The organism is Micromonospora sp. KC213 (genome assembly GCF_004348325.1).
In the GTDB taxonomy this organism is placed as follows: domain Bacteria; phylum Actinomycetota; class Actinomycetes; order Mycobacteriales; family Micromonosporaceae; genus Micromonospora.
Genome location: NZ_SMKF01000121.1, coordinates 1 through 18,001 on the forward strand (window position 1 = coordinate 1; position 18,001 = coordinate 18,001).

An 18,001-nucleotide genomic window follows, 5' to 3' on the forward strand; every position below is an offset into this window, starting at 1 on the left:
GGACGGTGGGGGCGGAGTGCCAGGCACGCCGCCCCCACCGCGGGGTGGAACCGGTCAGTCGTCGGTGAAGTTGCCGACCTGGGCGCCCGTTGCGGAGGCGTCGCTGGTGGAGCCGCCGGCCGGGGTACTCAGGCCACCCGTGGTGGCGTCGCCCGTGGTGGTCGGGGCCACCTTGCCGGGATGCCGTTCCGGCTGGCGGGCCAAGCGGCGAACGCTCGCCGGTCCGGCGGTGCCGCCGGTGGTGGTGATCGCGCCCTGACCCCGGGTCGGGCCACCGTCGCGCAGCACCGTCGGGTCGACCGGCGCGTGGGCCGGATCGTCCGGGTCCTCCTCCTGGATCACCCGCTGCACGTCCGTCTGCGGCGTCGTCACCTCGTCCAGCGCGCCCTCGCCGTACACACCGGCGGTGAGCCGTTCCTCGGCCAGACGGGTCGACTCCCGCATCCTGTCGTCGTCACGCACGTCCATCACCTCACAGAGCTGGCGTAACCCACAGGCTGCCCGCTGAGGCCGCGGGCAAACCAGCAGGCAAGCCGGCGTCAGGGCACGGACCGGACATTCGGCCCCGGCCGGGAGCCGGATCCGGGCGGCCCGTCCGCCCTCCCGGATCCCGTGGGCCGGCGGGCGTTACCTCCTCAGGGGGCTCGGGTAGACCCCGGGTGGCCTCGCCAAGTACGCGAACCGTGCCGTGGCCGAAACGCGGTAGCGGGGCGAGATCGCAGGTACTCATCAAATCCTGAGGAGGACCAGATGAGCACGCAGGCTGCATCCACCAGGCCGATGAACCGCCAGACGGAGATGGCCATGCAGGAGGCGCCGACCCGTCCGATGCCGATGATGCAGGACGGCCATCGGCAGCCGGCGCCGGCACCCGGCACCGAGACCAAGCACTCCTTCCTGACCACGGAGTTCTGGATCTACGCTGCCGCGGTGGCCGCCGTGGCGATCGCCGCGTTCTGGCGCGGACCGGCCACCAACGGGTTGAACCTGAACAACCCGAGCCAGGCGTGGTTCTTCATCACCCTGCTCACCCTGGGCTACCTGGGTAGCCGTGGCCTGGCCAAGGCCGGTAGCGGGCACCGCTCGCACGAGGAGCGGGCCAAGCGCCGTTGACAACCGATCGAGGGGCCTTCCGGGACACACCCGGAAGGCCCCTCGTCGTGGTCCTAGTCCTCGGCGAAGTCGCCCTCGAAGACGTCCTCGATCATCTCTCCGGCGACCATGCCGCCGGCGACGCCGAGCGCCGCCCCGGCGACCATGCCGCCCATCCCCGGCCCCCGGCCGTGGCCGTGCGGGTGGCCGCCGAAGCCCTGGGCGCGCAGGCCGCCGTAGCGGGAGGTGGTCTCACGCAGCCAGCCGTCGACCACCGCCGTCCAGTCCAGCCGGTCGGCGTCGGCGTGCGACACCTGGTAGTGACCGAAGACGTCGTGCCCGGCGCTGAGGAACCCGCCGCGCTTGTCGCACTCCAACACCACGTCCACGCCGTGCGGACTGGTCACGAAGCTCAGCTCGACCTCGTTGATGGTCTGGGCGTACTGCGGTGCGGCGAAGAACTCGATCTCCTGGTAGAACGGCAGCGTCTGCTGGGTGCCTCGGATGTGGCCGCGCTCCAGGTCGGCGTGCTTGAACCGGAAACCGAGCCGCTGGAACGCCTCGAGGATCCGCTCGTGCACCGGCAACGGGTGGATGTTGACCTGGTCCAGGTCGCTCTTGTCGACCGCCCGGGCGATCGCCAGCTCGGTACGCAGCCCCATCGTCATGCCGGGCAGGCGGTGGCCGTACACGTCGGTGACCGGGGTCTCCCACGGCACCGGCAGCTGGAACGGGATCGACAGCTGCTGCTTCGGCGCGAGCTGGAGCGGGCCGCTGACCGTCGCCCGCTGGAACTCCATGACGCCGGCGTACTCGGTGTCGCCGCCCTCGATCTCGACCCGGGTGACCAGCGCGACGGTGACCTGCTCGATGCTCGCCGCGGCTTCCCCGCCGACGAGGTTGACCTGACCCTCAAGAGTCAGCCCGGGCCGGGTGTTCGGGTTGGCCAGCACGGTGTCGACGCTGGGCCCACCCACGCCGAACGCGCTCAGCATCTTCTTGAAGACCATCGGAACTCCCGCTTCACGGTAGACGCACTCCACCGTGGAGCGCGACACGGCTACCGGGGCACCCTAACCGGAGCGGCTGTGAAATCGCTGTAAGCAGCCCCGACGCGGGAATCAGTCGTCGACGCCCACCACGATGAGCTCCCCCACCTGCTCGCCGATCTGGCGACGGCCGTCCGACGGCAACCGCGCGTCGGTGATCAACACGTCGGCCTGCTCCAGCGGAGCGATGGTGGCGATGCCGATCGTCTCCCACTTGGTGTGATCGGCGAGGACGACCAGCCTGCGGGCCGCGCCGATCAGACGACGGTTGACCGCCGCCTCCAGCAGGTTCGGCGTGGTGAAACCGGTGCGCGGACTCATCCCGTGCACGCCGAGGAAGAGCACGTCGACGTTGAGCGAGCCGATCGCCGCCTCGGCCACCGGCCCGGTCAACGCGTCCGACGGGGTACGGATGCCGCCGGTCAGCACCACCGTCTGGTCGGGACGTGGGTTCTGGTAGAGCAGGTCGGCGACCGGGATCGAGTTGGTCACCACGGTCAGTCCGCGTACGTCGGCCAGCCGGGTGGCCAGGGCGGCGGTGGTCGTACCGGCGGACAGGGCGACCGCCATGCCGGGCTCGACCAGGCTCGCGGCCCGCTGCGCGATGGCGCGTTTCTCCGTCTGCTGACGGATCGACTTGGCGGCGAACCCGGGCTCCTCGGCGGAGCCCGGGCCGGCCAGGGTGGCGCCGCCGTGCACCTTGTCGACCAGGCCCCGCTCGGCCAACACCTCCAGATCCCGCCGGATCGTCATGTCGGAGACCCCGAAGCGGCTGACCAGGTGGCTGACGCGCACGCCGCCACGCTGGCGGATCAGCTCCAGGATGGCGCTCTGCCGTTGCTGGGCGAGCATCGAACCTCCCAACCGAGCGTACGGGAAACGGTACGGACAGCTCAGGAACCGGCCGGCGGTTCCGGCTCAACCGGCGGGACCGCTTCCACCGCCGCTTCCTCACGGACCACGGCCACCTCGCCGGCCGGCAGCAGCAGCTCGCCCCGGCAGGACGTTCCGGTGATCAGGTCGGTGCCGGTGACCTCGAGCCGCGCCTCGGCGTCGGTGTGGTTGATGACGAAGAGCCAGGACGCGTCCGCACCCCGCCGGCGTACCACCTCGACGCCGGTGGGTGCCCCCGCCGGCGGACGCGCGCCGGACTCGGCGAGCAGACGGGCCACCAGACGGTCGGTGGCCGCGCCGTCCAGCCGGGTGGCCGCGTACCAGGCCGTGCCCGCGCCGACGCGGTGCCGGGTCAGGGCCGCCACACCGGGAAGCGGGCCGTCGACGTACGAGGCGAGCACCTCGGCCCCCTCCGGGTGCAGCCACTCGGTCCACACGTCGGCGACCGAACCGTCGTCGAGGTTGACCCGCTCGCCCTCACGCAGCGGGAAGAACTCCTCGGTACGCACGCCCAGCAGCTCGCGGAACGCGCCCGGGTAGCCGCCGAGCCGGATGTGGTCGTGCTCGTCGACGATCCCGCTGAAGTAGGTCACCAGCGCGGTGCCGCCGGCCTCGACGTACCGGCGCAGCGCCGCCGCGTCGTCGTCGCGGACCAGGTACAGCGTGGGGGCCAGGACAAGCTTGTAGCCGCCGAGGTCGGTCGACGGGTGCACCACGTCGGTGGTGACGCCGGCCCGCCAGAGCGCGTCGTAGAGGGCCTTGAGCCGGTCGGTGTAGGTGACGTCGACGCTGGGGTGCGAGTCCAGCTCGACGCCCCACCACGCCTCCCAGTCGAAGAGGATGGCCACCTCCGCCTCGACCCGGCTGCCCCGCACCTCGGCGAGCGCCTTCAGGTCGGCACCGAGCCGGCAGACCTCGCGGAACACCTTCGTGTCCGCGCCGGCGTGGGGCACCAGCGCGGAGTGGTACTTCTCCGCGCCCGCCCGGGAAGCCCGCCACTGGAAGAAGAGCACCCCGTCGGCGCCCCGGGCGACATGGGCGAGGCTGTTGCGGCGTAGCTGGCCGGGGGTCTTGGCGAGGTTGCGTGGCTGCCAGTTCACGGCGCTGGTGGAGTGCTCCATGAGCAGCCAGGGCGCCCCACCGGCGACGCCCCGGGTGTGGTCGGCGGCGAACGCCAGCCCGAGGTGCGACTGCGGGTCGGCGGCGGTCAGGTAGTGGTCGTTGGAGACCAGGTCCACGTCCGCGGCCCAGGACCGGTAGTCCATGTACTTCACGCCGGTGCCGATCATGAAGTTCGTGGTGACGGGCTGCGAGACCACCCGCTTGAGCAGGTCGCGCTCGGCGCGCAGCTGGGCGCGCAGCTCGTCGGAGGAGAAGCGCAGGAAGTCCAGCTGTTGGGTGGGGTTGGCGTAGGTCGGCGCGGTCCGTGGCGGGTTGATCTCGGCCCAGTCGTAGTAGCGCTGGCTCCAGAAGCTGGTGCCCCAGGCCGCGTTGAGGGCGTCCAGGTCGCCGTAGCGTTCCCGCAGCCAGCCCCGGAACGCCTCGGCGGTCACGTCGCAGTAGCAGTGCACGTTGTGGCAGCCCAGCTCGTTGGAGACGTGCCACATCACCACGGCGGGGTGCTCGGCGTACCGGGTGGCCACGGCCTCTACCAGGGCGAGCGAACGCTCGCGGAAGATCGGGGAGCTGGGGCAGTACGCCTGCCGTCCGCCGGGCCACAGGATCGTCCCGTCGGCGGTACGGGGCAGTGTCTCGGGGTGCCGTCGGGCCAGCCACGGGGGTGGGCTGGCGGTGGCGGTGGCCAGGTCGACGTTGATTCCGCCGTCGTGCAGGACGTCGAGCGCCCGGTCCAGCCAGCCGAACTCGTAGCGTCCGGGGGCCGGCTCGAGCAGGGCCCAGGAGAAGATCCCGACGGAGACCAGGTCGACCCCGGCCTGGCGCATGAGCGCCACGTCCTGCGCCCAGACCTCCTCGGGCCACTGTTCGGGGTTGTAGTCCGCGCCGTAGTAGATGCCGTCGCCCTGCCAGCTGCCGTGTTGCCCCATGAGAGCAGAGCGTGCCGGGCCGGGACCACCAAGTCAACACTTTCCAACATAGCCGAAGTTTCCAACGTTTACCGCTGAGGCCCCGTTTGGAAACACTGCGGTATCGATCCCGACCTGCCCTCTTGACAGCGCGCCGGTGAGGGGTAGCTTCAAGCGCCACCGGCACTTCGTGTTTGCCAATGTTGGATCGCGATGGATCCATGTTGGCAATCCGGACACCGGCCCCACCTCTGACAACCCCTTGGGCGCAGCACCTCTTCATCCGCAGGAGGCACCATGTCCCGTCCACGCACCGAGGCCGAGTACCTGGCCCGGCTCGTTCCGCCATCCGTCGCCGGCATCGGGCGACGCCGTCTGCTCGCCGGCGCGGCCGGCGCGGGCGCACTGCTCGGCACCGGCGCGCTCGCCGGCTGCGGCTCCGATTCGGGCTCCGGCTCCGGTTCGGGCAGCAAGACCGTCTCGCTCGGCTCGAACCAGTCCGACCCGAACCCGAAGGCGGTCATCGCCAAGGTGATGGACGGGTTCAAGACCTCGACCGGCATCGAGGCCCAGATCAACACGGTGGACCACAACACCTACCAGGAGAACATCAACAACTACCTGCAGGGCAAGCCGGACGACGTGTTCATGTGGTTCGCCGGCTACCGGATGCGGTTCTTCGCCAACAAGGGCCTGGCCGGTGACCTGACCGAGACGTGGGGCAAGCTCTCCGGCTACTCCGACGCCTTCAAGAAGGCGTCCACCGGCGACGACGGCAAGCAGTACTTCGTGCCGACCTCGTACTACCCGTGGGCGATGTTCTACCGCAAGTCGGTGTGGGAGCAGCGGGGCTACCAGGTGCCGAAGACGCTCGACGAGCTCAACACCCTCGGCGCGCAGATGAAGAAGGACGGGCTGAACCCGATCGCCTTCGCCGACAAGGACGGCTGGCCGGCGATGGGCACCTTCGACGTCCTCAACCTGCGGATCAACGGCTACCAGTTCCACGTCGACCTGATGGCCGGCAAGGAGACCTGGACCTCCGACAAGGTCAAGAAGGTCTTCGACACCTGGAAGGGGCTGCTCCCGCTGCACCAGCCCGACAGTCTGGGCCGGACCTGGCAGGAGGCCGCCCAGTCGCTGCAGCAGAAGAAGTCGGGCATGTACCTGCTCGGCCTCTTCGTCGCCCAGCAGTTCGGCAACGACGAGCAGAACGACATCGACTTCTTCACCTTCCCGGAGATCGACCCGGCGATCGGGGCGAAGGCCCTGGACGCGCCGATCGACGGCTACATGATGGCCCGCAAGCCGAAGTCCGAGGCGAACGCCAGGAAGCTGCTGGAGTACGTGGGCTCGAAGGACGCCGCGAACATCACGGTGAAGAACGACCCGAGCACCCTGGTCGCCAACAGCGGGGCCGACACCAGCGGCTACACCGCGCTGCAGAAGAAGGCCGCCGAACTGGTCGGCTCGGCCACCGAGATCGCGCAGTTCCTGGACCGGGACACCCGGCCCGACTTCGCCTCCACCGTGATCATCCCGGCCTTCCAGCAGTTCATCAAGAACCCGAACGACATCGACGGGCTGGTCAACAGCATCGAGAACCAGAAGAAGTCGATCTTCTCCAGCTGACGGCGAGAGGGGGAGGACAATCATGTCCGACCTGCCCCTGATCCAAGCGGATCGCGCCGTGCCGTCACCGGCTTCGACCGCCACCTTCACCGGTGGCGGTCGCGGCCGCCGGCTACGGCTCCTGTCCCGCACCGACCGCGTGGTGATCACGCTGATGGTGCTCGTACCACTGCTGATCGTGGTCGGCCTGGTCTGGCTGCCGGCGCTGGCCACCGTGGCGCTCTCCGGCACCAACTGGGACGGCATCGGCCCCCTCAGCGAGATCACGTGGGTGGGCGGCCGCAACTACTCGGATGTGATCCACAACTATCCGCCGTTCCAGCCGGCGATCCACAACAACCTGCTCTGGCTGGCGGCGCTGTTCGTGGTGGCCACCCCGCTGGGCATGTTCCTGGCCGTCCTGCTCGACAAGGAGATCCGCGGTAGCCGGTTCTACCAGACCGCGCTCTACCTGCCGGTGGTGCTGTCGCTGGCCCTGATCGGGTTCGTCTGGCAGCTCATCTACTCCCGCGACCAGGGTCTGCTCAACGCCGTGCTCGGCACCAGCACCGACTGGTACGGCGACCCGGACGTCAACATCTGGGCGGTGCTCGTCGCCGCCGGCTGGCGGCACGTCGGCTACATCATGCTGCTCTACCTGGCCGGGCTCAAGGGCGTCGATCCGTCGCTGCGCGAGGCGGCCTCGGTCGACGGCGCCTCGGAGACCAGTACCTTCTTCCGGGTGGTGTTCCCGGTGATGCGGCCCATCAACATCATCGTGCTGGTGGTGACGGTGATCGAGTCGCTGCGGGCGTTCGACCTGGTCTGGGTCATCAACAAGGGCCGCAACGGGTTGGAGCTGATCTCCGCCCTGGTGACCTCGAACGTGGTGGGCGAGGCGAGCCGGATCGGCTTCGGTTCGGCGTTGGCGACGATCATGCTGATGATCTCGCTGATCTTCATCACCGCCTACCTGGCCGTCGTCATGAGGGAGGACCGGCGATGAACACCGCGACCATGGCCCGCAAGCCTACGGCCGGTACGCCGGCCCCCCGCCGCGCGCCGCTGCGACCGGCCCGGGTGGTGCTGCACCTGTTCCTGGGCGCGATCGCGATCGGTTGGCTCTTCCCGATCCTCTGGGCGGTGCTGACCTCGCTGCGGTCGTACGAGTACACCGCCATCCACGGTTATGTGTCGTTCGGCGGCTGGACGTTCGACAACTACGTCACCGCCTGGCAGTCCGCCGAGTTCGGCCAGCACTTCATGAACTCGGTCTACATCACCGTCCCGGCGGTGCTGCTGACCCTCTTCCTGGCCTCCTGCGTGGCCTTCGTGATCGCCCGGTTCAGCTGGAAGCTCAACATCGTCCTGCTCGGCCTCTTCACCGCGGCGAACCTGCTGCCGCAGCAGGCGTTGCTGATCCCGCTGTTCCGGATCTTCACCGAGGTGCCGCTGCCGTTGTTCATGAGCGACTCGGAGTTGCTCTACGACAGCTACTGGGGGCTGATCCTGGTCAACGTGGCCTTCCAGTGTGGTTTCTGCGTCTTCGTGCTGAGCAACTACATGAAGGCGCTGCCCCGCGAGCTGTACGAGGCGTCGATGGTCGACGGCGCCAGCATCTGGCGGCAGTACTGGCAGGTGACGATGCCGCTGTGCCGGCCGGCGCTGGCCGCGCTGGCCACCCTGGAGGTGACCTGGATCTACAACGAGTTCTTCTGGGCCACCGTGCTCATGCGCACCGGTGACAAGTTCCCGGTGACCAGCTCGCTGAACAACCTGCGCGGCGAGTTCTTCACCGACAACAACCTCGTCTCGGCCGGCTCGGTGCTGGTCGCCATTCCCACCCTGGTCGTCTTCTTCCTGTTGCAGAAGCAGTTCGTCCGCGGTCTGACCCTGGGAGCTTCCAAGGGATGACATTCGTCCACCTGCGCCGCGCGCGGACCAGCCTGGTGCTGGACGCGCGCGGCTCCGGCCTGCCCCGGGTGCTGCACTGGGGCAGCGACCTGGGCCCGCTGTCCGCCGCCGACCTGGCCGACCTGGCCGCCGTGACCGTTCCGCCGGTGCCGCCCAGCACCTTCGACCAGCCTTGCGTGCTGTCGCTGCTGCCCGAGGCGAGCGCCGGCTGGGGTGGTCGCCCCGGGCTGGCCGGCCACCGCGACGGCCGCGACTGGTCGACCGCCTTCCGCCTCGACGCCGTCGACGTGGACGACGCCGGCCCCGACCCGGGTCCGGTGGCCCGGAACGGGGACGCGGTGGGCGCACCCGACGGGACGCGGGACGACGGCGCCGCGCGGGTGACCGTGCGGGCCGCGGACCCGGCCGCCGGGTTGTCGCTCACCATCGAGCTGACCCTCGACCCCACGGGGCTGCTGACGCTGCGGCACCGGCTGCGCAACGACGGCGACTCCGCCTACGAGTTGCGCGAGTTGACGCCGGTGCTGCCGGTGCCGGCGGTCGCCACCGAACTGCTCGACCTCACCGGCCGCTGGTGCCGGGAACGCGCCCCGCAGCGGCACCCGTGGCCGATCGGCGCCTGGGTGCGCGAGGGCCGGCACGGCCGGACCGGACACGACGCGACGCTGCTGCTGGTGGCGGGCACCGCCGGTTTCGGGTTCGGCCACGGCGAGCTGTGGGCGGTACACACCGCCTGGAGCGGCAACCACGTCACTGTCGCCGAGCGCCAGCCCACCGGCGACGCCACCCTCGGCGGCGGCGAGCTGCTCGCCCCCGGCGAGATCATGCTGGGACCCGGCGAGGAGTACGCCACCCCGCTGCTGTACGCCGTGCACTCGGCCACCGGGCTGGACGGCCTCAGCGACGTGCTCCACACCCACCTGCGGTCCCGCCCCGAACACCCACGGACCCCTCGACCGGTCACCCTCAACGTCTGGGAGGCCGTCTACTTCGACCACGACCTCACCCGGCTCACCGCCCTGGCCGACCGGGCCGCCGAGGTGGGCGTGGAGCGGTTCGTGCTCGACGACGGCTGGTTCCGTGGCCGGCGGCACGACCAGGCCGGCCTCGGCGACTGGCAGGTCGACGAGACCGTGTGGCCAAACGGGCTCCAGCCCCTGATCGACCACGTCCGTGGACATGGGATGCAGTTCGGGCTCTGGGTCGAGCCGGAGATGGTCAACCCCGACTCCGACCTGTTCCGCGCCCACCCCGACTGGGTGCTCCAGGCCCCGGGCCGGCTGCCGCTGTCGTGGCGGTTCCAGCAGGTGCTCGACCTGGCCAACCCGGACGCGTACGACCACCTGCTCGGCCAGCTCGACACGCTGCTGTCGGAACACGACGGCATCGCCTACCTCAAGTGGGACCACAACCGGGACCTCACCGAGGCCGGGCACGCCGGCCGGCCGGGGGTGCACGCGCAGACCGTGGCCGTCTACCGGCTGCTGGACGAGCTGCGCCGCCGGCACCCCGGGGTGGAGATCGAGAGTTGCTCGTCGGGTGGGGCGCGGGTCGACCTGGAGATCCTGCGCCGCACCGACCGGATCTGGGCCAGCGACTGCAACGACGCCCTGGAACGGTTGTCGATCCAGCGATGGACCGGCTTGCTGCTGCCGCCGGAGCTGGTCGGCACCCACATCGGGCCGGAACGTTCGCACACCACCCACCGGGTGCACGACCTGGGGTTCCGGGCGGTCACCGCGCTCTTCGGCCACCACGGCATCGAGTGGGACATCAGCGCGATCACCGCCGCCGAGCGGGCTGAGCTGGCCGCCTGGGTGGCGCTGCACAAGCGGCTGCGTCCGCTGCTGCACGGCGGCCGGGTGGTCCGGGTCGACCACCCGGACCCGGCGGTGCAGGCGCACGGCGTGGTCGCCCACGACCGCTCCCACGCGGTGTACGCGGTGTCCCGGGTGGCCACCTCCGCCACGCAGGTCCCCGGGGTGGTGCGGCTGCCCGGCCTCGACCCGGCCCGCCGTTACCGGGTACGCCCACCCGCCGAGGTGCCGGCACCGGCGGTGATGCAACTCGTCCCGCCGGCCTGGCTGGCCACCGACGAGGGCGTGACGCTCGGCGGGGCCGTGTGCGGCGCGGTGGGTCTGCAGTTGCCCGCGCTGCACCCCGAGCAGGCGCTGCTGCTGGAGGTCACCGCGGTCGACTGAGCCGGGGCGTACCGAGACGGGAGGTGGCCGGGTCCGCGCGGACCCGGCCACCGGTGTGTTATCCCCGTCAGCTCGCGGTGCAGGTCACCGCGGGAACGGGGTTGCTGCCGCTGGCACTGGCGACGAAGCCGAAGGTGGTGCTGGCACCGGCGCCGAGCTGGCCGTTGTAGGAGAGGTTGCGGGCGGTCACCGCCGAACCGCTGCGGGTCACGTCGGCGTTCCATGCCTGGCTGACCGACTGGCCGTTGGTGAAGGTCCAGCGCACCGTCCAGCCGTTGACGGGCCGGTTGCCGACGGTCACCTTGACCTCGCCCTGGAAGCCGCCCGACCACGAGTTGACCACCGTGTACGTGGCGGTGCAGCCACTCGGGGCCGGCGTGCTGGGCGCCGGAGAGCTCGGCGCGGGTGAACTGGGTGCCGGGCTGGTCGGGGTCGGGGTGGCGCCGCCGTAGACGGAGGCCTCCCGCGAGGTCTGCCGGATCCCGTTGGCGCCGTTGAAGATGCGCTGGCCCCAACTGGTCAGGTTGTTCGGGTTGAAGTTGACCGCCATGTCGAGGTAGCCGACGTAGCTGCTGTTGCCGCTCCATGACCAGCCCAGGTAGCCGATTCCGTTGGCCTGGCTGTACGACAGGATGGTGTCCTCGTCGGGGTTGCCGTCGGTGTGGTCGTGGCCGAACTCGCCGACCACGATCGGCAGCCGGGCGGCGCGGAACCGACCCAGGTAGTCGGTGATCTCGGCGGCGGTGTCGAAGACGCCGTACATGTGGACCGAGAAGACGGTGTTCTTCTGCGGGTCGGCGTCGAACACCGACGCGGCGTTGTCGCGCATGGTGAAGGACCAGTCCTGACCCCAGTTCGGCCCGTCCACCATGATCGTGTGGCTGAAGCTGTTGGCGCGCAGCCGCTTGATCGCGTTGGCGGTGTCGGTGGCCCAGGTGCCGTAGCCCTGGTTGCCGTACGGCTCGTTGCCGATGTTGACGATGATGTACTTCTCCTGGCCCCGCAGGGCGCTGGCGATGCTCAGCCAGTAGTCGACCGCCCGGTCCAGGGTGATCGCGCCGCTCTCCTCGCCGTAGCCGGTGGTGTCGTGCACCTCGAGCACGCAGATCAACTTGTTGGCCTTGCACAGCGAGACGACGTTGCTGACGTCGGCCGCGCTGTTCCTCGTCCCGCGGTCGCCAGTGTTCAGCACCACCCGGACGGTGTTCGCGCCGAGCGACTTTGTGTTGGCGAAGGAGCTGGTCTGCTGCGGGTACCAGGCGTGCGGGTGGTTGACGCCCCGCATGATGAACTCGTTGCCGTTGGCGTCGTAGAGCTTGCCGCCGGAGACGGTGAACCCGGCCGCGGCGTGCGCCGGCTGGACGAAGACGAAGATGGCGGCGAGCGCGGTGAGCAGGGCAACGCCGGCAACGCTGAGTCGCTTTCTCATGGCTGTCCTCAGGAGGTGTCGAACCCCGTGCCCTGGAGGGGTGCTGGTGTGGTGACGGTGGCGAAACGGCTGTAGCCCGCAGCCGCCGCCCGACCGGCCTGAACCGGTTAAGTTACGACGGTAGACCGGTGGGGCCACCTCCGTCAAGGCATCGACATCGACCACTGCGGGGGTGACCGTGACGATCGACACCGGTCCTGCGACACACCGTCGTGCCTCCGGACACCACCGCACGCCGCAACCGGCACGCGGGCCTGTCGGCGGAAACGGACAGCAGGGTTGGCCTCCGCCGGCCGGGGTATCCGGTGACGATCCGTTGGGTGGAAGGAGAAACCTCGAATGGTCACCGTCGGCTACACCCTGATGTGCGAACAGGCCGGCCCCCGGCAGCTCGTCGACTACGCGGTACGGGCGGAGGCCGCCGGCTTCGACCAGCTGGTGATCTCCGACCACTACTATCCGTGGCTGGACTCGCAGGGCCACTCCCCGTACGCCTGGTCGGTACTCGGCGCGATCGCCCACGCCACCAACCGGGCCGAGCTGATGTCGTTCGTGACCTGCCCCATCCGTCGGTACCACCCGGCCGTCGTCGCCCAGAAGGCCAGCACCGTCGGGGTGCTCTCCGGCGGCCGGTTCACCCTCGGCCTCGGCGCCGGGGAGAACCTCAACGAACACGTCGTCGGCGCCTGGCCGCACGTGCAGCAGCGGCACGAGATGTTCGAGGAGGCGTTGCAGATCATCCGGCCGCTGCTCAACGGCGAGACGCTGACCTTCTCCGGCAACCACTACGACGTGCCCGAGGCGTACCTCTGGGACCGGCCCGACCGGCCCGTCCCAATGGCCGTCGCCGCGTCCGGACCGTCCTCGGCCGCGCTCGCCGCCGAGTACGCCGACGGCATCGTCGCCACCGAACCCGACCCCCGGATCATCCAGCTCTACGACGACGCGGGCGGCGCCGGCCAGCCCCGCTACGGGCAGGTCGCCATCTGCTACGGCCCGGACGAGGCCGAGTGCCGCAAGATCGTGCACGACCAGTTCCGCTGGTTCGGCATGGGCTGGAAGGTCAACGCCGACCTGCCCGGTCCGGAGGCGTTCGCCGCCGCCACCCAGTTCGTCCGCGAGGACGACGTCGCCGAGGGGATCTCCTGCGGTCCCGACGTGGACGCACACGTCGAGGCGTTCAAGAAGTTCGTCGACGCCGGCTTCACCCATGTGGCGATCGTCCAGGTGGGGGGCGAGAGCCAACCGATGTTCCTCGACTGGGCGCAGGAGCAACTGCTGCCCCGGCTGCGCGAGCTGTGAGGCCACGGCCGACCGCCCCGGGGCACTTCGGGCCGGCTGAACTGCGGCTCGCCCTGGCCGCGCCCCGGCCGGCGGCCGGTCTGACCAGCGAGTGGCGGCTGGTCGACGGGCTGCGTACGCACACCCGCCGCGCCCCCGGCCCGGGCGGCGACGCCCCACCGGTGGTGCTGGTGCACGGGCTGGCCGTCTCGCACCGGTATCTCACGCCGCTGGCCGTCGCGCTGTCGAGCACCCATCCGGTGTACGCGCCGGACCTGCCCGGCTTCGGCCTCACCGAACACCCCGGGCAGGCGTACGACGTGGCCGGGCACACCGCGTTCCTGGCGGCCTGGCTCGACACGTACCGGATGCCGCCGGTCTGCCTGGTGGGTCACTCGTTCGGTGCGGAGGTCGCCGCCGCGCTGGCGGCCCGCCGCCCGGACGCCGTTCGCGCGCTGGTGCTCGCCGGCCCCACCACCGACCCGACCGCCCGGTCCCGCGCCGGCCAGGTCGCCCGCTGGCTCGTCGACACCCTGCGGGAGGCCCCGTTGCAGGCGCCGATCCTGCTGCGCGACGTGTGGGACGCCCGCCCCTGGCGGGTGTACACCACCCTCTCCCACTCGGTCCGCAACCCGGTCGAGGAGGACCTGGCCCGGGTCACCGCGCCGACCCTCGTGGTGGCCGGCTCGCGCGACCCGGTCGTACCGCCGGCCTGGCGCTGCCAGGTGACCCGGCTGGTGTCCGACGCCCACCCGGTGGAGGTGCCGGGCGCGGCGCACAACGTCGCCACCACCGCGCCACGGCAGGTCGCCGACGCAATCCGCACCCTGCTCGCCCCAACCCTGCGAAGGTGATCCCATGCGCATCGGCAACACGGACATCCGGCCCGCCGGCGGCGGCGTCGGCTGCCTCCTCATGATCCTCTTTTCGGTCCTCGCCTCGGTGGTGCTGACGGTGCTGCTCAACGTGCTCCTCTGAGCGGGCCCGGACCACGTGGATCGATACGACATGCGGCATGTCGCGGTGACCGGCGACGGGGATGCCACGACACGCCGCAACCGGCGATGAACCATGCCGCCGGACGACCGCCCGGTCAGGCCAGGTCCAGGTCCAGCTCGGCGACGACCGGGTAGTGGTCGGAGGCCCGGTCGGCGTCCCCACCCCGCACCACCCACACCCGGCAGGTCAGCTCGGCGACCGGCGCGGTGCCGAGCAGGTAGTCCAGGCGCATCCCGGTGAACTCGGCGCCACCGTGCCGGGTGGGCACGGTCCACCCGTCGGCCTCCGGGGCGTCGGCGGCACCGGCCCGCCACAGGTCCACCAGGTCGGCGGCGAGCAGCCGGGACACCGCGCGGGTGTCGACGGTACGACCGTCGCGCCGCAGGTGCCGGCGGCGGTGGTGCGCCGGCAGGGCGGCCAGCCGGTCGGTGTGCTCGACGGTCGGGTCCAGGGTGTTCAGGTCCCCGGCGACCAGCGCCAGCGGACCGTCGGCGCGCCGCAGCGCCGCCACCACCCAGTCCGCCTCCATCCGTCGCCGGCCCCCCGAGTACGGGTTCAGGTGGGTGCCGAGCACGGTCAGCGGCCCGGCCGAGGTGACCACCGCCACCCAGGCGGTGGCGTGGTGGAACGGCCGGCGTACCCGACCGGCGTCGCGCACCCGCAGCGGCGGGCGGACCAGCACCGCCACCGGCTGCCCGAACCAGGAGCCGGCGAGCTGCGGACGCATGCCCACCCGGCCCGCAAACTCGGCGAGCCGCGTACCCCGGTCGAAGCCCCGCAACTCCTGCACCGCCAGCACGTCCGGTCGCTGCGCCAGGACCACGCCGGTCACCAGGTCCAGCCGGTCGGAGCCGTCCCGGTCCCGGCCGCCGGTGCGGATGTTCCAGGTCATCACCCGCAGCACGGCCGGCCCGTCAACCCGCCCGACCGGCGCGGGCAAGTTCGTCGTCCAGCTCGTCGACCTGTTCGGACCCGATCGCCGGTCGGTTGCCCTCGGCCAGGTCCTCGTTGGGCCGGACCACCCAGTAGAGCAACCCGAGCCACAGCGTGCCGAGCAGGATCGCCCCCATGAAGTCGGTGGGGTGGTGCATCCCCCGGTACATCCGGGAGACCGCCACCCCGACCGGCAAGATCACCGCGAGCGTCACGAACAGCCAACGCCACCAGCGGTCGGTACGCGGAAGGACGACCAGCGTGATGGCCGCCCAGAGGCAGATGGTGGCGGCGATGTGGCCGGACGGGAACGAGGATGTGGGCAGCGGGCCATCGAGGTTGCCGACCGGCGGGCGGGGCCGGTCCACCGCCGCCGACGCGGCCAGGAAGAGGCTCAGCTCGCCGAACATGGCCAGCGCCACGAACAGCACCGGCCGCCAGCGCCGCCACACCGCCAGCACCAGCGGACAGAAAATTAACGAGATCAGCAGGATGGCGTGGGTGTCGCCGGCCTTGCTCCACCAGAAGCTGAACCCGTCCCAGGCCGGGGTGCGCCGGTCGGCGAACCAGCGTGGCACCTCGCTGTCCAGCGTGGCGAGAAAGGTGCCACCGGCGTGGTAGCTGACGAACATCCCGAAGCCGTAGAGCGCGCCGAAGACCAGCACCCAGCCGACCAGCAACTCGAAGACAGCGGCCCGGGGATGCGGCAGCAGGTGTGCCTCGTCGGGGGCCGGGGCCACCTCGTGCGCGGCCTCCGGTTCCAGCCCCTCGGTCCACCCCGGTACCCGCCGGCCCCGCTCCAGCCGCCACAACCGGAAGGCGTACGCGGTGACACCGAGCCAGGCCGCGCCGAGCAGCCAGGCCCCCAGCACGTCGGAGACGAAGTGCACGCCGAGCGCGATCCGGGTCAGGCCGATGAGGAGCACGACCAGGGCGACCAGGGCGATCGCCGGCTTGCGCCAGCGCGGCGACATCGCCGGCAGGAACACCAGCAGCAGCGCCCCGTACGCGACGAACGAGCCGAGCGCGTGGCCGCTGGGAAAGCTGTCCCCGGCGTAGGTGCCAATGGGCACCCTCACCTCGGGGCGCAACCGGTCGACCAGGGTCTTCAGCGCCGGGTCGAGGATCAACGCGCCGAGGCCGGTCACGATCAGGAACACCGCGAGCCGGCCCTGCCGACGGATCAGCAGCCCGATCACGGCGACCGAGACCAACCAGATGATCACCGACCGGCCACCCAGGCCGGTCAGCGCGTTGAGCACGGTGACCAGCGGCCCGTGCGGCGCGACCAGCGCGTTGAGCCAGGCCGCCACGCCGTGGTCGACGTCGTAGAGCGGGGTCCAGCGCACCCGGACCAGCACCAGCAGCAACCCGAACCCGACGCCGGCGCCGAGTACGAGTGCCAGGCCGGCGAGCGTCCGCTCGGTGAAATGACCCAGAGGTCGTCGTAACCCGTCGATGACCGCGCTCACGGCAGCCTCCCTCCACTCCTGGCGAGGCGCTGTACCCGATCCGCGCTCCGCGTACACCGGAGCTGCCCGCGACGCCGGCTACCGGGAGGTCACCTCACCGGTGTCGGGTAGCGAATCCCGCTCGGTCTCCGACACCCAGAGGTCCGGCCGGGCCGGCTCCGGCGCCCCGATCCGCATCGCCTCCAACTGCGCGGCGAAGGCCAGGCCGCCGAAAAGCGCCATCCCGGTCACGTTGGCCCAGAGCAGCAGGGCCATCATGCCGGTCAACGCGCCGTAGGTCTGGCCGAACCCGCCGCCGAACCTGACGTACGCGGCGAGCAGCAGGCTGGCCAGCCACCACAGGGCGGTGGCGATGCCGGCGCCGAAGACGAGCCAGGTGAGCCCCGGCTGGTTGCGACGCGGCGCGTGCCGGAAGATCACCGCCACGGCGAGCACGGTCAGCCCGAGACTCAACGGCCAGCGGGTCACGTCCCAGACCGCGGCGGCGACGGTGCCCCAGGCGTAGTGCCGTTGCACGGAGTCGCCCATCGCCCGGCCGCCGACCAGGATCAGGAACCCGGCCAACGCCGGCAGGCCGGCCACCACCGCCAGGACGGTGGCCCGCAGGTACTTCCACAGCGCCGGACGGTCCCGCTCGACGCCGTAGATCCGATTGGCGCCGCGTTCGATCTGGGCCATGGTGGTGACCAGGGCGACCAGCCCGGTCAGCAGGCCGAAACTCAGCGCCAGCTCACCCCGACGCTCGATCCGGTCACCCTCGCCGAGCAGTTCGCGGACCACCTCCACGCTCTGGCCCGGGGTGAGGGCCAGCACGGTGTCCGCGACGACCTGCCCACCCTCCTCCACACCCAGCTCGCTGACCAAACCGGTCAACGCGATCATGAAGGGCACCACGGCGAGGCAGAGCTGCAGGGCCAGGGCGCGCGAATGGCTGAAGCCGTCGCCGTAGCGGAACCGGACGAACGCGTCCCGCAGCAGGCACCAGCCGCCGTGTCGGCGCAGGGTGTGCCAGGCATCGTCGGCGGAGAGCTCGCGCGCCGCCATCAGCCGGGTCTCCGGCACCAGCCGGGTGCTACTCACGGCCCGCCTCCTCGACCAGCCG

At 71.0% G+C, this 18,001-nt stretch carries 15 protein-coding genes; 7 read left to right on the top strand and 8 right to left on the bottom strand.

Annotated elements, in window-relative coordinates; translation table 11 throughout:
- Positions 1–54 precede the first annotated feature (54 nt).
- The gene (locus E1166_RS21585; protein ID WP_132341451.1) at positions 55–462 is read right to left on the bottom strand and encodes a hypothetical protein; all 408 of its coding nucleotides are present in this window, start codon (positions 460–462) and stop codon (positions 55–57) included.
- A 288-nt stretch (positions 463–750) separates the two neighbouring features.
- On the opposite strand from E1166_RS21585, the gene E1166_RS21590 reads away from it, so the two are divergent.
- Positions 751–1,113 carry a hypothetical protein gene (locus E1166_RS21590; RefSeq protein WP_132265464.1) on the top strand — a complete coding sequence of 121 codons (363 nt, stop codon included), beginning with the start codon at positions 751–753 and terminating at the stop codon, positions 1,111–1,113.
- 53 nt (positions 1,114–1,166) lie between these two features.
- Here E1166_RS21590 and E1166_RS21595 read toward each other — a convergent pair whose 3' ends face one another.
- From E1166_RS21595 to E1166_RS21605, 3 genes are all read right to left on the bottom strand, one after another.
- Positions 1,167–2,102: a sporulation protein gene (locus tag E1166_RS21595; RefSeq protein WP_132341453.1), complete on the bottom strand. Its 936-nt coding sequence runs from the start codon at positions 2,100–2,102 to the stop codon at positions 1,167–1,169.
- A gap of 111 nt (positions 2,103–2,213) precedes the next feature.
- On the bottom strand, positions 2,214–2,993 hold the full coding sequence (locus tag E1166_RS21600; RefSeq protein ID WP_132265468.1) for a DeoR/GlpR family DNA-binding transcription regulator: 780 nt from the start codon (positions 2,991–2,993) through the stop codon (positions 2,214–2,216).
- A gap of 41 nt (positions 2,994–3,034) precedes the next feature.
- Positions 3,035–5,080, bottom strand: a complete 2,046-nt coding sequence (locus E1166_RS21605) for a beta-galactosidase (protein WP_132341456.1) — start codon at positions 5,078–5,080, stop codon at positions 3,035–3,037.
- 276 nt (positions 5,081–5,356) lie between these two features.
- Here E1166_RS21605 and E1166_RS21610 point away from each other — a divergent pair, with 276 nt between their 5' ends.
- Genes E1166_RS21610 through E1166_RS21625 form a run of 4 tightly spaced genes read left to right on the top strand, consistent with a single transcriptional unit; the run spans position 5,357 to position 10,785 of the window.
- Complete coding sequence (locus E1166_RS21610) at positions 5,357–6,691, top strand: ABC transporter substrate-binding protein (RefSeq protein WP_132265473.1); 1,335 nt, start codon at positions 5,357–5,359, stop codon at positions 6,689–6,691.
- A 22-nt stretch (positions 6,692–6,713) separates the two neighbouring features.
- Positions 6,714–7,676 carry a sugar ABC transporter permease gene (locus E1166_RS21615; protein ID WP_132341458.1) on the top strand — a complete coding sequence of 321 codons (963 nt, stop codon included), beginning with the start codon at positions 6,714–6,716 and terminating at the stop codon, positions 7,674–7,676.
- Positions 7,673–8,584, top strand: coding sequence for a carbohydrate ABC transporter permease (locus E1166_RS21620; protein WP_207914406.1), 912 nt, complete (start codon positions 7,673–7,675; stop codon positions 8,582–8,584). Before E1166_RS21615 ends, E1166_RS21620 begins: the two co-directional genes overlap by 4 nt.
- Positions 8,581–10,785 (top strand): alpha-galactosidase, encoded by a 2,205-nt coding sequence (locus E1166_RS21625; protein ID WP_132341460.1) that lies wholly within the window; start codon positions 8,581–8,583, stop codon positions 10,783–10,785. The genes E1166_RS21620 and E1166_RS21625 overlap by 4 nt, the downstream gene beginning before the upstream one ends.
- Before the next feature lie 67 nt (positions 10,786–10,852).
- Here the strand turns inward: E1166_RS21625 and E1166_RS21630 are convergent, their stop codons facing one another.
- Positions 10,853–12,214 carry a cellulase family glycosylhydrolase gene (locus E1166_RS21630; RefSeq protein WP_132341462.1) on the bottom strand — a complete coding sequence of 454 codons (1,362 nt, stop codon included), beginning with the start codon at positions 12,212–12,214 and terminating at the stop codon, positions 10,853–10,855.
- A 339-nt stretch (positions 12,215–12,553) separates the two neighbouring features.
- On the opposite strand from E1166_RS21630, the gene E1166_RS21635 reads away from it, so the two are divergent.
- Positions 12,554–13,516, top strand: a complete 963-nt coding sequence (locus E1166_RS21635; RefSeq protein WP_132341464.1) for a TIGR03557 family F420-dependent LLM class oxidoreductase — start codon at positions 12,554–12,556, stop codon at positions 13,514–13,516.
- Positions 13,513–14,349: an alpha/beta hydrolase gene (locus tag E1166_RS21640; protein ID WP_132341467.1), complete on the top strand. Its 837-nt coding sequence runs from the start codon at positions 13,513–13,515 to the stop codon at positions 14,347–14,349. The genes E1166_RS21635 and E1166_RS21640 overlap by 4 nt, the downstream gene beginning before the upstream one ends.
- Before the next feature lie 239 nt (positions 14,350–14,588).
- On the opposite strand, the gene E1166_RS21645 is transcribed toward E1166_RS21640, so the two are convergent.
- From E1166_RS21645 to E1166_RS21655, 3 genes are all read right to left on the bottom strand, one after another.
- Positions 14,589–15,398 carry an endonuclease/exonuclease/phosphatase family protein gene (locus E1166_RS21645; protein WP_132341475.1) on the bottom strand — a complete coding sequence of 270 codons (810 nt, stop codon included), beginning with the start codon at positions 15,396–15,398 and terminating at the stop codon, positions 14,589–14,591.
- A 10-nt stretch (positions 15,399–15,408) separates the two neighbouring features.
- Positions 15,409–16,899, bottom strand: a complete 1,491-nt coding sequence (locus tag E1166_RS21650) for a phosphatase PAP2 family protein (RefSeq protein ID WP_132341469.1) — start codon at positions 16,897–16,899, stop codon at positions 15,409–15,411.
- Between the two features lie 78 nt (positions 16,900–16,977).
- Positions 16,978–17,979, bottom strand: a complete 1,002-nt coding sequence (locus E1166_RS21655) for a YihY/virulence factor BrkB family protein (RefSeq protein WP_132341471.1) — start codon at positions 17,977–17,979, stop codon at positions 16,978–16,980.
- Positions 17,980–18,001: the final 22 nt, after the last annotated feature.

What these genes read in the sequence shown, in the direction of transcription:
- E1166_RS21625 (WP_132341460.1), top strand. Translation starts at nt 8,581, where the DNA reads ATGACATTCGTCCACCTGCGCCGCGCGCGGACCAGCCTGGTGCTGGAC.
- E1166_RS21630 (WP_132341462.1), bottom strand. Translation starts at nt 12,214, where the DNA reads ATGAGAAAGCGACTCAGCGTTGCCGGCGTTGCCCTGCTCACCGCGCTC.
- E1166_RS21635 (WP_132341464.1), top strand. Translation starts at nt 12,554, where the DNA reads ATGGTCACCGTCGGCTACACCCTGATGTGCGAACAGGCCGGCCCCCGG.
- E1166_RS21620 (WP_207914406.1), top strand. Translation starts at nt 7,673, where the DNA reads ATGAACACCGCGACCATGGCCCGCAAGCCTACGGCCGGTACGCCGGCC.
- E1166_RS21595 (WP_132341453.1), bottom strand. Translation starts at nt 2,102, where the DNA reads ATGGTCTTCAAGAAGATGCTGAGCGCGTTCGGCGTGGGTGGGCCCAGC.
- E1166_RS21600 (WP_132265468.1), bottom strand. Translation starts at nt 2,993, where the DNA reads ATGCTCGCCCAGCAACGGCAGAGCGCCATCCTGGAGCTGATCCGCCAG.
- E1166_RS21590 (WP_132265464.1), top strand. Translation starts at nt 751, where the DNA reads ATGAGCACGCAGGCTGCATCCACCAGGCCGATGAACCGCCAGACGGAG.
- E1166_RS21615 (WP_132341458.1), top strand. Translation starts at nt 6,714, where the DNA reads ATGTCCGACCTGCCCCTGATCCAAGCGGATCGCGCCGTGCCGTCACCG.
- E1166_RS21610 (WP_132265473.1), top strand. Translation starts at nt 5,357, where the DNA reads ATGTCCCGTCCACGCACCGAGGCCGAGTACCTGGCCCGGCTCGTTCCG.
- E1166_RS21605 (WP_132341456.1), bottom strand. Translation starts at nt 5,080, where the DNA reads ATGGGGCAACACGGCAGCTGGCAGGGCGACGGCATCTACTACGGCGCG.